Source organism: Bradyrhizobium sp. S3.2.6, assembly GCF_040546885.1.
GTDB lineage: Bacteria > Pseudomonadota > Alphaproteobacteria > Rhizobiales > Xanthobacteraceae > Bradyrhizobium > Bradyrhizobium cytisi.
The window spans coordinates 100,566-115,376 of record NZ_JBEPOS010000011.1 but is presented as its reverse complement, the minus strand read 5'-3'; the positions used below and the strand labels follow the sequence as shown (position 1 = coordinate 115,376).

At 65.2% G+C, this 14,811-nt stretch carries 13 protein-coding genes; 9 read left to right on the top strand and 4 right to left on the bottom strand.

The window, feature by feature from the left end:
- Window positions 1–73: 73 nt before the first annotated feature.
- Window positions 74–247 (top strand): DUF1328 domain-containing protein, encoded by a 174-nt coding sequence (locus ABID58_RS20530; RefSeq protein WP_148754131.1) that lies wholly within the window; start codon window positions 74–76, stop codon window positions 245–247.
- 6 nt (window positions 248–253) lie between these two features.
- Here the strand turns inward: ABID58_RS20530 and ABID58_RS20525 are convergent, their stop codons facing one another.
- Window positions 254–760 carry a thioesterase family protein gene (locus ABID58_RS20525; RefSeq protein WP_354034233.1) on the bottom strand — a complete coding sequence of 169 codons (507 nt, stop codon included), beginning with the start codon at window positions 758–760 and terminating at the stop codon, window positions 254–256.
- 87 nt (window positions 761–847) lie between these two features.
- Between ABID58_RS20525 and ABID58_RS20520 the strand changes: the two genes are divergently transcribed.
- The 3 genes from ABID58_RS20520 (at window position 848) to ABID58_RS20510 (ending at window position 4,194) form a co-directional block, all read left to right on the top strand.
- Window positions 848–2,272: an FAD-binding oxidoreductase gene (locus ABID58_RS20520; protein ID WP_354034232.1), complete on the top strand. Its 1,425-nt coding sequence runs from the start codon at window positions 848–850 to the stop codon at window positions 2,270–2,272.
- A gap of 102 nt (window positions 2,273–2,374) precedes the next feature.
- Complete coding sequence (locus tag ABID58_RS20515; protein WP_354034230.1) at window positions 2,375–3,700, top strand: Spy/CpxP family protein refolding chaperone; 1,326 nt, start codon at window positions 2,375–2,377, stop codon at window positions 3,698–3,700.
- 122 nt (window positions 3,701–3,822) lie between these two features.
- Complete coding sequence (locus ABID58_RS20510; protein ID WP_354034228.1) at window positions 3,823–4,194, top strand: hypothetical protein; 372 nt, start codon at window positions 3,823–3,825, stop codon at window positions 4,192–4,194.
- Window positions 4,195–4,200: 6 nt separating this feature from the next.
- On the opposite strand, the gene ABID58_RS20505 is transcribed toward ABID58_RS20510, so the two are convergent.
- The 3 genes from ABID58_RS20505 to ABID58_RS20495 all read right to left on the bottom strand — a co-directional run bounded on the left by ABID58_RS20505 (window position 4,201) and on the right by ABID58_RS20495 (window position 8,601).
- A complete protein-coding gene (locus ABID58_RS20505) occupies window positions 4,201–5,868 on the bottom strand; it encodes a SulP family inorganic anion transporter (RefSeq protein ID WP_148754136.1) in 1,668 nt (555 codons plus the stop codon).
- Window positions 5,869–6,073: 205 nt separating this feature from the next.
- A complete protein-coding gene (locus ABID58_RS20500; protein WP_354034226.1) occupies window positions 6,074–7,552 on the bottom strand; it encodes a caspase family protein in 1,479 nt (492 codons plus the stop codon).
- 128 nt (window positions 7,553–7,680) lie between these two features.
- On the bottom strand, window positions 7,681–8,601 hold the full coding sequence (locus tag ABID58_RS20495) for a LysR family transcriptional regulator (protein WP_354034225.1): 921 nt from the start codon (window positions 8,599–8,601) through the stop codon (window positions 7,681–7,683).
- Window positions 8,602–8,697: 96 nt separating this feature from the next.
- On the opposite strand from ABID58_RS20495, the gene ABID58_RS20490 reads away from it, so the two are divergent.
- The 5 genes from ABID58_RS20490 (at window position 8,698) to ABID58_RS20470 (ending at window position 14,694) form a co-directional block, all read left to right on the top strand.
- Entirely contained in the window at window positions 8,698–9,141 is a 444-nt protein-coding gene (locus ABID58_RS20490) for a DoxX family protein (RefSeq protein ID WP_354034224.1), read from the top strand.
- Window positions 9,142–9,503: 362 nt separating this feature from the next.
- Window positions 9,504–10,535, top strand: a complete 1,032-nt coding sequence (locus ABID58_RS20485) for a TRAP transporter substrate-binding protein (RefSeq protein ID WP_354034223.1) — start codon at window positions 9,504–9,506, stop codon at window positions 10,533–10,535.
- Between the two features lies 1 nt (window position 10,536).
- A complete protein-coding gene (locus tag ABID58_RS20480; RefSeq protein WP_354034222.1) occupies window positions 10,537–12,396 on the top strand; it encodes a TRAP transporter large permease in 1,860 nt (619 codons plus the stop codon).
- Window positions 12,397–12,408: 12 nt separating this feature from the next.
- Window positions 12,409–13,395, top strand: a complete 987-nt coding sequence (locus ABID58_RS20475) for a hydroxyacid dehydrogenase (RefSeq protein WP_354034221.1) — start codon at window positions 12,409–12,411, stop codon at window positions 13,393–13,395.
- Window positions 13,396–13,401: 6 nt separating this feature from the next.
- Window positions 13,402–14,694, top strand: coding sequence for an MFS transporter (locus ABID58_RS20470; RefSeq protein WP_354034219.1), 1,293 nt, complete (start codon window positions 13,402–13,404; stop codon window positions 14,692–14,694).
- Window positions 14,695–14,811: the final 117 nt, after the last annotated feature.

The window sequence follows — 14,811 nt, the reverse complement described above, 5'->3', positions numbered from 1 at the left end:
GTCGAGATTGTCTCGTCAGGTGGCGCGGCCAGCCGCGCCGAACGCAGACAGACATCAAGACGAGGGTTTGACCATGCTTGGCTGGGTTGTGACGTTTCTGATTATCGCACTGATCGCCGGGATCCTGGGCTTCGGCGGCATCGCCGGCGCTTCGGTCGAGATCGCCAAGGTCATCTTCTTCATCGCGGTCATTCTGTTCCTGGTTTCGGCCGTGTTCGGCGTTGCCCGCCGCCGCACCAGGATCTAGCGGCGCTCACCGTTTCGAGGGCATCGATACGTTCCGGCCGATGCCCTCGGGCCGCGGCACGGCACTGTGGGCCTTGGCGATTCCCGCGATGCGTTGCTGGATGTCGGGCGGAAACGACGCCACGCGCCGCGCATTCATGTCCATGTGCAGCGACATGTTCTCTGATGTCGCCGACAGCCATCCTTCGGTGGCGTGCCGCATCTCCTCGAACGTGTGCAGCCGCTTGTCATCGGCTTCGAGCAGCCAGACGAAGATCTGCACGGGATCGCCGAGGTGAATTTCGCGCAAGTACCGCACATGGCATTCGGCGGTGAAGGTCGAGCCGTGGCGCTCCTTCTTGTAGGCGGGCCCTATCCCGAGCTCGAGCCAGAGTTCGTCGATCGCCCGGTCGAACATCACGTTGTAATAGGCCATGTTGAGATGACCGTTATAGTCGATCCATTGCGGCTCGATCTGCATGATCGAGCTGCGGAACGGCTTAGGCGTAGGGGCGGTGGCGGCACTCTCCGGCATGTCTCATTCCCTGGCTATGCGTCCGGTCGCTTGACTTGACCGGTGAGATGTCCTTTGCCACGGTTTCCTGTGTCGGGAGGAGTGTCCGTGGGTACGACCATCACCAATAATCCGCCGCGGCCGGCGCCGAAAGCCCTCGCAAGCGCGCTGGAGCAGCTTGCCGCACGCTTCGGCAACCGCCTCATCACCTCGCAGGCCGTCCGCGAGCAGCACGGCCATACCACCACATGGATCGTCAACCAGCCGCCGGACGGCGTGGTGATGGCGCAGGAGACCGCCGACATCCAGGACGTGGTGCGGATCTGCGCCAGCAACGGCGTGCCCGTCATTGCCTTCGGCACCGGTACCTCGCTCGAGGGCCAGGTCAACGCGCCCGCCGGCGGCATCTCGATCGATTTGCGCGACATGAACAAGGTGCTCGCGGTGCATGCCGAGGATCTCGACTGCGTGATCCAGCCCGGCGTCACCCGCAAGGCGCTCAACGAGCATCTGCGCGACCAGGGCCTGTTCTTCCCGATCGATCCCGGCGCGGACGCCTCGCTCGGCGGCATGGCCTCGACGCGCGCCTCCGGCACCAATGCGGTGCGCTACGGCACCATGCGCGACAGCGTGCTGGCGCTGAAGGTCGTGCGCGGCGACGGCGAGATCATCACCACAGGCACGCGCGCCAAGAAATCATCCGCCGGCTACGACCTGACGCATCTGTTCGTCGGCGCCGAAGGCACCCTCGGCATCATCTCCGAACTGACCATTCGGCTGCGCGGAATTCCCGAGACGATCGCGGCGGCCGCAGTGTCGTTCGAGACCGTGCATGGGGCGTGTCAGGCCGTGATCATGGCGATCCAGACCGGAATTCCCGTGGCGCGCATCGAGCTGCTCAACGCCGCGCAGGTGAAGGCCTGCAATGATTATTCGAAGCTGACGCTGCCGGAGACGCCGCTGCTGCTGATGGAATTTCACGGCAGCGAGATCGAGGTCGATGCGCAGTCGAAGGCGTTCGGCGAGATCGCCAGGGATTGCGGCGGCGGCGATTTCTCCTGGACCACCAAGCCGGAGGATCGCACAAAACTGTGGCAGGCGCGGCACGATGCCTATTGGTCCGTCAAGGCGCTGCGGCCCGGCGACAGCATCGGCGTGGTCGCAACCGACGTCTGCGTGCCGATCTCGCGGCTTGCCGATTGCGTCAGCGAGACCGAGGAAGATCTCGAGCGGCTCAACCTGTTGTCGCCGATCGTCGGCCATGTCGGCGACGGTAATTTCCACTGCTCGCTGGTGTGTGACACCAACGACGCGGCCGAGATGGCGCGCGGCGAGGAGTTCATGCATCGCCTGGTCGAGCGTGCGCAGGCGATGGACGGAACCTGCACCGGCGAGCACGGCATCGGCCAGGGCAAGCAGAAATACCTCAAGGCCGAGCTGGGCCCCGAGGCGCTGGATGCGATGCGTGCGCTGAAAAAGGCACTCGATCCGCAAAACATCTTCAACCCCGGCAAGATCGTGCCGGAGGCGTAGCGCACGGCGCTGCATCGCGGTCGCGGAACTTTCGCCCACCACGCCGGTTCCATTCCCGTCAACTTCCGATGCCTCAATGGCGCGGCTCTGCGGGAGGATGCGATGTTGCGACCGGTCATTGGAATTGCCGTGATGGCGCTTGCCTGCATGCTGGCAGGCGCGGCTCTGGGAAAGGGCGGCGGCGGACATGGCGGTGGGCATGGAGGCGGTCATGGTGGTGGCCATGGCGGTGGGCACGGCGGTGGCCATCATGGTGGCGGCCATTTTGGCGGTCATGGCTTCGGACACGGGCATGGCGGCGGCGGGCATCATGGCGGGGTGCGGTTCGCAACCGGAGCTCGACATGGTGGTCCGAACTTCGGTCGGATCCGCAATGCGGGCGTCCGTCCTGCGCATTTCCGCAATGCCTTCAACGCGCACTCCAGCGCGTTCCGCAACGGCCGACTGATCAGCAATCCGGCGGCGCGGGCCCAGATCGCGGCCGCGGCCGCACTTGCCGGCTGGCATGGCGCAAGCAGCGGATGGTGGCAACATGCGGGGGGCGGCTATGGCTGGGTCGGACCGTTGTTCTGGCCGTTCGCCTATAACGATCTCTACGACTACACGATCTGGGGCGACGGTCTCGGCTTCTGGGGCTACGGCTACCCGGACATCTATGCCGGCATCTTCGGGCCCTATGGCTATGACGGCCTGTCGGCCTATCTGCCGCAGCGGCCGCAGGGACGACGGCAAGCGCGAGGCGTTGCGCTCGATCAGCTTTGCGGCAGCGACCGCCGCGAAATCGTCGGCCTGCCAATCGACCAGATCGCAGCCGCGGTGCAGCCGACGGAGACGCAAGGTGCAAGCCTCGACGAGCTCGGCAATGCCTCGATCCAGGCGGCGGGGATGATCCGCGCGTCCTGTCCGGCGCAGGTTGCGGCGACGGCGCCGGGCCGGCTGGCGGCGATGCAGCAGCGCATCGAGGCGATGGCGAAAGCCGTCGATCTCGTTCAGCCCGCACTGGATAAATTCTATGGCTCGCTCACGGACGAGCAGAAGGCGCGTTTCAATGCGCTGGCCGAGGATCAGCGTCGCGCCACCGCTTCCGGCAATACCAATGGATCGCTGGTCCAGAATTGCGGCGCGTCCGCCGCGCTCGATTGGCCCGGCGCCGACATCGAGGCGAGGCTTCATCCCAACGACACCCAGCGCGCTGCGCTACAGGTGCTCCAGGATACCAGCGGCAAGGTCAGCGCATCGCTCAAGGCGGCCTGCCAGCCCAACGATGTGATGACGCCGCCGGCGCGCATGGCCGCGGTCCGCAAGCGGCTCGACGTAATGGTCGATGGCGTCAAATCGGTTCGCGCGGCGCTGGAGGATTTTTACGCCACGCTGAACGACGAGCAGAAGGCACAATTCGAGGCGATCGGGCCACGTCGGACGTCGTGAGCGCGTCGCGAGCCAAGGAATGTGGCGCAAAAAACCGCCTCGCCGATCTCGCTGCGGTTCTCTATGCTGGGTGGACTGAAGGACGACAACACGGTGGCGGGAAGACCACGGGTGGCAGGGTCATGAAGTGGTTCGCGAAGCAGAAGCGGGGGGACGTCTGGGAAGAGGTGATCCATGGCCCGCTCGGCGACATCGAAGCCGCCGCGCGCATCCGCACCATTTGTGACGCTGCGACTGCGAGCGCAGCGACGGTCGGAGGTTCGGCGCGCAACGACAGGCGCGAGAGCGAACGCTATGAACGTGCGGCGCGCGCCGCGATGGAAATCGCGATGAAGATCTGCGACGATCTGATGCGCGACGACGCGGTCCGCCGCATCGTCGATCTCTGCATGAAGGCCAATGACGTCAAGACCGGGCAGATTTTGTCGCGCGCGATCCAGGCCAGCTGGATCCGCGAGGCGGTGCAGCGGGACTATCCCGTGCTGTTGCAGTGAACGCTGCTATTTCGCCAGCTTGCGGACGGCCTCATCCACGCTGTGGAAGACGTGCTCCTTCGGCAGCACATCGAACAGTTTGAAGCGCTCGAACGCATCCTGCGCGCGCACCGATTCCAGCCGCGCCAGCGCGACCGTGACGCCCTGTTCATTGCACGTCTTGAAGACGTCGAGCAGGATCTGCGCGGCGGTGAAGTCGATCTCGACCATGCCGCTTGCCTCCAGTACCAGCAATTGGGGTGTCGCCGTGCCCAGGACTTTCGTCACGTCGCTGCGGAAGCCCGGTGCGTTGAGGAAGGACAGCGGTGCCTGAAGCCCGATCACGGCGACACCGGCGATGCGCTCGCCGGTGATGTGCGGATGTGCCGGCCACCAGATCGTGGTGCCCGGCACGCGCTCGAACTCGATGAGCCTTGCGCGCGTCGTGCTCCAGATGCCGTGCAGCAGCGACAGCACGATGCCGAGGAACGCGCCCTGCTGGATCGGCAGCACGATGATCAGCGCGGCGGTGGCGACGATCAGCAGGAATTCGCTGAAGGACTGGCGATAGATCGTGAGGATCTGCTTGATGCGGATGATGCGCAGCGCGACGAACAGCAGGATGCCGCCAAGGGCTGCATCCGGGACGTGCTGCAGCAGCCCCGTTCCGAACGCGAGCAACAACAATACGATCACTGCAGCCGCAAGGCCCGCAAGCTGCGATTGCCCGCCGGTCTCGGCGACGATGCCCGTGCGCGGCGGGCTCGCATTGACCGGAAACGCGCCGAACAGGCCTGATAGCACGCTGCCGGCGCCGGCGCCGAGGAAGTCACGATCGACATCGGCGGGCTTATCGGGATCGGACGGAAACGACCGAGTCGTTGCCGCGGTCTGCACCATCACGACGACCGTGATGACGAAAGCGAGTGGCACGAGGCGCACCCAGAGCTCCGGTGCAAGCTCGGGCAGGGTCGGCCGCGGCAGCGTGCCCGGCACACTGCCGACGACGTTGACGCCCTTGCTCTCGAGGCCGAGTGCGATCGTGGCCAGGGTCGCGGCGGCGAGCCCGACCAGCGCGCCGGGAATCTTTGCGCTGATTTTTTCGGAGATAATGACCACGGCCAGCACGCCGAAACCGATGCAGAGCGTCACGGGATTGGTGCGGCCGAGCTCGGTTGCGAGCACGCCGATGCGATCGAGCGTCGGCCCGCTCGGCGATTCCAGTCCCAGCACGCCAGGCAATTGCGACACGATGATGTGGACGGAGATGCCGGCGAGGAAGCCGACCATCACCGGCATCGACAGCAGGTTGGCGATGCCGCCGAGCCGAAACGCGCCGCCGGCCAGCATCATTGCGCCGACCATCAGCGCCAGCGCGATCGCGAGCCCCTGATATTCGGGTGAGCCGGCAGCGGCGAGCGCTGCAAGCCCGCCGGCGAAGATCGGCGTGATCGTGGAATCGGCGCCGCAGGACAGGAATCGGTTGCCGCCGAGGAGTGCAAAGCCGAGCGAGCCCGCCATGAAGGCGAAGAAGCCGATCTGCGGCGCGAAGCCGCCGAGCCGCGCGGTCGCCATCTGCTCGGGGATCGCGATCGCCGCCAACGTCAGCCCCGCCATGAGATCGCCGGGCAGGGAATAGGAGGCGAGCGAGCGGAAGAGCGGCCATGCATGCTTGGCGTGAGTGTCTTGCGGCATCGATGTGGAATCCCCGGAAGCGTGCGTCGGTCGATCAGACTACAGCATTTCCGGATTGGGAGTCGGTAGACGTAAATTCTCTACATCCGTCGTCATTGCGAGCGCAGCGAAGCAATCCAGAATCCTACCGCGGAAAGGCTCTGGATTGCTTCGCTGCGCTCGCAATGACGGAGGAGAGATGTGTCCTCCGTATCTCGCGGGAGCCTCAGTACCTGCCGCGGTTGTAGTCGCCGCCGCGTCCCATGCCTCCGCCATGGCCGCCCATGCCCATGCCGAGACCAATTCCGAGACCGATTCCGACGCCGACGGCTTCAGGCGATGGCCCCGGCGGGGCGCGCTCGACGACCTCGTCAGGCGGCGGCCGGCGCGGTTTCGGCGGCGTGTCGACGACCTTGCGCTTCGGCGGCGTGTCGTCGACGCGCTTCTTGATGACAGGCGCGACAATCGGATTGATCGGCGTCGCCGGGGTCGACGGCGCTGTGCACGGACAGGTCGGCGCCAGCGCGACGGCAATCGGAGCAGGGACCGCAGCGGCTGCGACGGGCAAACTGTAATTGCGGTTCTGCACGCGGAGCAGCAGCCGGCGCGCGGTCGCGGCGAGATCGCTGTTGTCCCAATTTGCCAGATAGGCCTCGAAGGAGGCGCGGGTGTTGATCGCTACCGCACGGTCCCACGCCAGCATCTGGCGCCGCCGCTCCAGCACGGTGCGCAGACGCGGCGTGTAGGAAGCCTGCGCGTAAAGCTCGACATACGCCTGATAGGCTTCCACTGTGTCGTCGGCAATCACGAGGTCATAAGCGACCTTGGCATCCTTGCCCTGCAAATCCTTGCGCCAGTCCGCGACACTGCGCGTGGTACTGGCGAGCGCCATCGAGTTTGCGCCCGGAGCAGCGGGCTGGCCGCTGCTGTCACCGAAGAATTTGAAGTCGGTCGTCAGCGACGAGCTTTCCCAAGGGATCTGCCGCCCGTCAGTCGATTGTGCCACTGAGATGCGAATGCGCTTGAATACCTCTTCGATCGGGATGTTCGGTTGCTTCGCAACCGTTAAAGCCGCGGTCGTGTAGGGGCTGTCGGCGCCGGAGCCGTCCTCGGCTTCCGCACCGGGCGATGTCGAATAGGAAATGAAGGAACCGGGCGCGCCGGCCTTGGTGTCGACGATCGCGAGCCCGTGGCCGGCGCCGCTGAGCGCGGGGAACGGATTGTTGCGGCAGGCATCGAGCATGAAGATGCGCGCGCGCGTCGGCAGCGCGCCGAGCGTGTTGAGGAGATCGTTCAGCCGCACGCCCTGGAGCGGAATGTCGGCCTCGCGCTTGGGATCGAGATCGACCGGCACCAGATAGTTCTCGCCGTCGATCTGCAAGCCGTGGCCAGCATAGAACACCAGCGCGACGGTATCGGCGCCGCTGGCGCTGACCTTGCCGGCGAAATCGGAGATCGTCTGGCGCATCTCGTTCTGTGACAGGTTTGGCGCCGTGGTGACGTTGAAGCCGGCATTGCCGAGCAGCTCCGCCATGCCCTTGGCGTCGTTGGCGGCGTTGGGTAGCTCCGGCACCGTGCGATAGGCGGACTGGCCGATCACCAGCGCAAGCCGCGCTTCGGCCGCGGCATCTGTCGGTGTCACCAATTGCGAAAGCGCAAGGAGGCTGGAGGCAACAATCAAATTACAAAGAAGTGGACGGCGCATGGTGTCACCTCCATTGGAAATGGCGCGAGGATGTCACCTTTTCTAATTGCGCGCCATGACCCTGTCTGTGCACTGGATCACGTAGGCGCTGCGGCAAAATTGGGCAGCGCGATTGCCGGGGTGCGCCGTCAGAATAGCCCACGGTCCCAGGGCGTAACGGGCGCAAAGCGTGCGGCGAGGAAATCGATGAAGGCGCGCACCTTCGCCGGCGGCCGGCGATCGGGCAGGTAGACGGCATGCACCGCGGAGGACTGCATCTCCGGCTGATCGAGCGGAAGCGCGACCAGTGTGCCGGCGCGTAAATCGTCAGCGATGATGAAGGTCGGCTGCCGGGCGAGGCCGAGGCCGGCCAGCGTCGCGGCGCGCAGCGCATCGCCATTGTTGGCGCGCAAGGTGCCGCTGATCTGGATGCGGATCTCGCCATCGACGCCGAACGGCCATTCCGCGGCGCTGCCCTGCTGCGTGAGCGTGTAGCCGAGACAATTATGCGCGGCGAGGTCGGCGACGGTGCGCGGCGTGCCGTGCTTTGCCAGATAGGACGGGGCGGCACAGACCACCAGGCGGTTTGGCGCGAGCTTTCGCGCCACCATGCTGGAGTCGCGCAAGCGTCCGATGCGGATCGCGAGGTCCCAGCCTTCCTCGGCGAGGTCGACGAGGCGATCGTTGAGGCCGAGCTCGATGATGACCTCGGGGTAGCGTTCCGAGAAGTCTGCCATGAGGGGCGCGACCTGCCGCGTGCCGAACACGACGGGAACGTTGACCCGCAACAACCCGCGCGGCTCGGCGCGCTCCCGCGCGACGGCGGCATCGGCCGTCTCCATGTCGGCAAGGATCCGCTCGGAGGATTCCAGATAGAGGCGGCCGGCTTCGGTGATCGACAGCCGCCGCGTGGTGCGGTGGAACAGCTTGATGCCGAGCCGCGCCTCCAGCGAGGCCACGTGCTTGGTGACCATGGTTTGCGACAGGCCCATCGCTCGGGCCGCACCGGACAGGCTGCCGTTCGCTGCCACCTTGGCGAAGACTTCCAGGCTGGTCAGCCGGTCGAGCATCTATCTCACTCCATTAGTGTGAAGTATATTTTCAGAATAGGCGATTATCATCCTAATAAGAATAGATCATACGTGCGGCCAACAATGGAGACCACCATGATCGATTCCCGTACCGCTCCCTACGCCGCGCTGGTGCTGCGCGTGACGCTGGGCGCGCTGTTCCTGGCCCATGCCAGCCTGAAATTGTTCGTTTTCACCCCGGCCGGTACGGCAAAATTCTTCGGCAGCCTCGGCTTCCCGCCGGAGCTCGCTTATCTCATCATGACGGTTGAAGTGCTGAGCGGCATCGCTCTCATCCTCGGTGTCTGGACTCGCTATGCGGCGCTGGCCGGGATTCCGGTCCTGCTCGGAGCCATCTTCACGGTACACGGCGCCGCCGGCTTCTTCTTCACCAATCCGAAGGGCGGCTGGGAATTCCCCGCCTTCTGGGCGATCGCGCTGGCCGCGCAGGCCCTGCTCGGCGATGGTGCTTTCGCGCTGCGGCCTTCACGCGATGTCGAGGCCGCGAATGGACAGTTGAGCGTCGCGTCGTCGCGCTGACATCGTCGCATCATTGAAACGCGAGAGCTGCGGGATCACGGTCCCGCAGCTTTTTGTTACCTGCCAACGTGTGTGCAGCAGCCAAAGCTTATCAATCTGCGTTCGGCATTGATCCATACCTGAATTGGATCGATCTGCGTCGACCTTGCCAGAGCCCGCTGTTCGGTCGCGATGCGGCAAGATCGAAAACCCCGGCAGACATAGCCCTTTCGCTGCAATCTCTGCCGGCACGCCTTGCTCTCCTCCCGTCTCGGCTGCGCCGGCCGCAACCCTTGCCTGCCCCGTCGCTTTGGCCATAGAGTCCGCGCAACAGGCCATGGCTATGACCGCGGCCGCGAACAAAAATATCGGGGAGAGACACCATGACTATCGTGCCCGTCAGCCGCCGCACGTTCATCAAGTCGTCGACGGCAGTGACCGCCGGCCTCGTGCTCTCTCCCGCCATCGTCGGCCGCGCCGAAGCCGCGACGCTGAAGCTGAAATGCTCCTCCTCGCTGCCGAACGATCCGAAATTCGCCAACGGCCGCGTCTACTACGACAACCTCGTCAAGAATTTGAAGGGCAACGGGCTCGGCGAGCAGGTCGAGGTCGCCTTCTTCCCGGACAATCAGCTCGGTCAGGAGATCGACGTCATCAATTCGGTGAAGCTCGGCGTCATCGACCTCATGGTGTCGGGCTCGTCGATCTCGGCTAATCTGGTGCCGCTGGTCGGCACCTACGACCTCGGCTTTCTGTTCTCGAGCTTCCCGCAGCAGACCAAGGCGTTCGACGCCGGTGCCGCCAAGCCGATTGAGGACGCGCTCCTCAAGGGCAGCAACATCCGCATCATCGCCTGGGCCTATAATTTCGGCTCGCGCAGCGTCTTTGCGAAGAAGCCGGTGAAGACTCCGGAGGATCTCGCCGGTCTCAAGATCAGGACGCTGCCGAATCCCGTCATCACGGAATGCCTGCGGCTGATGGGCGCCGCCGCGACGCCGCTGGCATTCGGCGAAATCTACACGGCGTTGCAGGCCGGCGTGCTCGATGGCCTGGAGCATGATCCGCCGACGATCCTCGCCAGCAAGTTCTTCGAAACGGCGAAGTTCTATGCGCTGACGCAGCACAATTTCTCGCCGCTCGCGGTCTACTTCAGCGACATGACCTTCAACCGCATGGATCCGAAGCTGCGCGAGGGCTTTCTCGACGCCGCGAAGAAGGCCGCGATCGACACGCGGGCCCATGGGCTTGCGGTCGAGAAGGAAGCGCTGACGGCTCTGACCGAGAAGGGCGTGACGGTGGCCGAATGCGACCGCGAGGCGTTCAAGAAGCGCGTGGCGCCGCAGATTGAGAACTTCATCAAGGCGCGCCCGGAGTCCAAGGCCGTCATCGACATCATTCGTTCGATTCAAGCCTGAGATGGCGGTGACAGAAGCCGTGCCGCTCGCGGGCGGTCGCCACGGAAGCATCGCCCTTCTGCTTCGCCTGAGCGACGCGATCGCGGCCATCCTTCTGGCCGCCGATCTCGCGGTCGTCTGCGGATCCGTGCTGCTGCGTTTCTGCTTCAACGCGCCGGTCGAATGGTCGGACGACGTCGCGCGCGGATTGATGGTCGGATCGGCCTTCTTCGGCGCGGCAAGTGCACTGGCGCGCGGCGAGAATGTCGGCGTGTCCTTCTTCCGCGATCTGCTGGCGCTGCGGCTACGCACCTTGGTCGACGCCGCCAGCGCCGTGCTCGTCGTGCTGATCTCCGGCTACGTCGCCTATAACGCCATCAAGCTGGGCTCGCTGACGGCGGGGCAGACAACCGGCTCCGGCCTGCCTCTGGAGCTGACCTTCTATCCGATGGGCGTCGGCGCGTTGTTCATGACGGTGTTCGCGATCGACCATCTCTGCGCGCGACCGCTGCATGACGTCGTGAGAGGCCTTGTTGCGGTCGGCGTCGTGACCGTCCTCTATCTCGCCTGGGATTATCTGTCGCCGTCCTCGGCGCCGTCGGCGGGCGTGCTGATGCTGATCGGCTTCTTTGCCACGCTGTTCGGCGGCCTGCCGATTGGTTTTGCGCTGGCGCTGGCCGCGCTGATCTTCATCTGGGTCGAGGGCGCGCTGCCCGGTGTCATTTTCGCCCAGCAGATGGCGCGCGGCATCGACAATTTCGTGCTGCTCGCGATCCCGTTCTTCATCCTCGTTGGCTACCTCATGGAAGCCAACGGCATGTCGGTGCGTCTGATCGAGCTGTTGCAGCGCGGGGTCGGCCGCATGCGCGGCGGCTTGAACGTGGTGATGGTGGCCTCGATGGTGCTGTTCTCCGGCATCTCGGGCTCGAAGATGGCCGATGTCGCGGCCGTAGGCTCCGTGCTGATCCCGGCGGCGCGCCGCTCGAAGCAGAATCCGGGCAGCGCGGTGGCCCTGCTCGCGGCGTCCGCGGTGATGGCGGAGACGATTCCGCCCTGCATCAACCCGATCATTCTGGGTTTTGTCGCGAACCTGTCGATCGGCGGCCTGTTCATGGCAGGGCTGCTGCCGGCGGCGCTGATGGCGGCGGTGCTGATCGCCTTCTCCATCATCTTCGGCAAGACGCCGGCGACCGCCGGGGAAATCGAGCCGCAAGTGCCGGTGTCAGGATTGTGGAGCGGCGCGATCGCCTCATTCGGCCTGATCTTCATGATCTTCTTCGGCTTCAAGAGCGGCTTTGCCACGGCAACCGAGATCTCGGCCTTTGCGGTCGCGTACGCGCTCGTCGTCGGCAGCGTCGTATTCCGCGAGCTCAGCTTCAGATCGGCGACGCATAGTTTCGTTCAGGCGGCGACGCGCGCCGGGCTGGTGCTGTTCATCGTCGCCGCCGCGCAATCGCTGGCGTTCACGCTGACCTTGCAGCAGGTGCCGCACGCGGTCGGCGACTTCATGCTGGGACTGTCCAAAACGAGCGGCACCTGGCTGTTCATCCTGCTCGCGATCGCCGTGCTGATCGTGATGGGCTCGGTGCTGGAAGGCGCGGCTGCGCTCATCATCTTCGGCCCGCTGCTTCTTCCCGTGGCGGTGCAGCTCGGGATCGATCCGCTGCATTTCGGCGTCGTGCTGGTGATCGCGATGGGCGTCGGCCTGTTTGCGCCGCCGCTCGGGCTTGGGCTCTACGGCGCCTGCCTGATCGGCAACGTGCCGATCGAGCAGACGGTGAAGCCGATCCTGGGCTATCTCGGCCTGCTGTTTCTTTGCCTGCTCGTCATCGCCTTCGTGCCATGGCTCTCGACCGCGTTGCCGCGCGCGTTCGGCTACTGAGGGAGTGTCGCCGTGAAAGTCCTGCTGGCCCACACGCCGGAGATGCGCCGCAATTATTACGGCGATCGCAGCCTGAGCGGCCTGCGGGCGATTGCGGACGTGATCCTGCACGAAGGCGACCGGGCGCTCGATGCGGCAAGCCTCGTGAACGCGGCAAAGGACGCCGACATCATCGTCGCTGATCGCATGACGGAAGGGCGCGGCGAGATATTTGGGCAACTGCCGCGCCTGCATGCTTTCGTCCGCTGCGCCGTCGACATCCGCAATGTCGATGTCGATGCTGCCTCGCAAGCCGGCGTGCTGGTGACGCGCGCCGGTCCCGGCTTCGTGCAGGCGGTTGCAGAGCTCGCGGTCGGCTTCATGGTCGATCTCTCCCGCGGCGTGTCGCGGGCCGCCGCCGACTACCATGCCGGCCGCAAACCCGAGGCGCGGATGGGCCGTCAGCTCGCCGGCAGCACAATCGGCATCATCGGCTATGGCAGCATCGGTCGTTACCTCGCCGAGATCGCCAAGGTGATGCGCATGGAGGTGCTTGTCTCCGATCCCTTCGCTGATGTCAGCGACGGCGCGATCAAGCAGCTTGGCCTCGACGAGCTCCTGGCGGCTTCCGACTACGTCGTCTGCCTCGCAATCGCCAACGAGCAGACCGAGAAGATGATCGGGGAGGCGGCACTGGCGCGCATGCAGAAGCACGCCGTCTTCATCAATCTCTCGCGCGGCAATCTCGTCGACGAGGCCGCGCTCGCGAAGGCGCTGCTGGAGAACCGCATCGCTGGTGCTGCGATGGATGTCGGCCGCGCGCCCGACCAGATGCCGACGCCGGAGCTGGCGAAGCTCCCCAACGTCGTGGCGACGCCGCATGTCGGCGGGTTGACGCCGCAGGCAATCGAATATCAGTCGCTGGAAACGGTGCGGCAGGTCGACGCCATCATCAAGGGCGAGGCCCCGCAGGGTGCCGTCAACGCCGACCGCTGGACGCGGCGGCCCGGGATGAAATAAACAAAAATGCGGCTTCCGTTCTTCTACGGCTGGATCGTGGTTGCGGTGACGTTCGTCACCATGGCCATCGGTGTCAACGCGCGCACCTCCTTCTCGCTGTTCTTTCCGCCGATCATTTCCGAATTCGGCTGGGAACGCGGCGTCACCGCGGGCGCTTTCTCCTTCGGGTTCGTCGCCTCCGGCGTGGCCAGTCCGTTGATCGGACGGCTGATGGATCGCGCGGGACCGCGCGCCGTGATGGAGCTTGGCGTGTTGCTGATGGCCGGGGGGCTGCTGCTCGCGCCTCTCACCAGCCAGCCCTGGCATCTCTATCTGACGATCGGCGTCATGGTCGGCGCCGGCTCGGTGTGTCTCGGCTATTCCGGCCAATCGCTGTTCCTGCCGAACTGGTTCATCCGCAAGCGCGGCTTTGCCATTGGCATCGCCTTTGCCGGCGTCGGCATCGGTTCGATGACGTTGCTGCCATGGGTGCAGCACATGATCGAGCAGACCGGTTGGCGCACCGCCTGCACCGCGATGGGCCTGATGATCCTGATCGTGCTGGCGCCGATCAATCTGCTCCTGCACAAGCGCCCCGAAGACATCGGCCTTCAGCCGGACGGCGACGCGGCGCCGGCCGCAGGGACCGCAAGGCCGGTCTCCAACATCGTCGACCCCGTCTGGGCCGCCACCGACTGGACGCTGAGGCGGGCGGTTGCGACGGCACGCTTCTGGTGGATCGCGCTCGGCTATTTCTGCGGCCTCTACATCTGGTACGCGGTGCAGGTTCACCAAACGAAATTCCTGCTCGACATCGGCTTCAGCCCGAGCGTTGCGGTCTGGGCGCTCGGCGCCGTCAGCCTGCTTGGCATCCCCGGCCAGATTTTCCTTGGCCATATCTCCGACCGGATCGGGCGGGAATGGGTGTGGGCGATCAGCTGCGCCGGCTTTGCGATCTGCTTCGCGGCGCTGATGGCGCTGAAGTTCCAACCCTCGTTCTGGCTGGTCTGGCTGATGGTGTTCACGCAAGGCGCGCTCGGTTACGGCCTCACCTCGATCATGGGCGCGGTGGTGTTCGAGATTTTTCAGGGCCGGCACCAGGGCAGCATTTTCGGCATGATCATGCTCGCGGCTTTGGCGGGTGGCGCGGCCGGCCCGTGGGTGACCGGCCTGCTCTACGATCGCGCCGGCGACTACACGCTCGCCTTCGGCATCGCCATCGTCGTCAGCCTGCTGTCGGCGCTGTCGGTCTGGCAGGCCTCCCCGGGCAAGGTGCGGGCCGTGGCCGGGCGGCTGCACAAGCTCCAGGCTGCAAAGTAGGTTCCGTACGCACCGCATTACCGGCGCCGCTTTCGCGGACTGTTAAGCATGTCGCGGCTTGGCGGAGCGCGAGCCGGTTGCAAAAACGCCTTGGACACCATCGGAGCATTAGCTTGG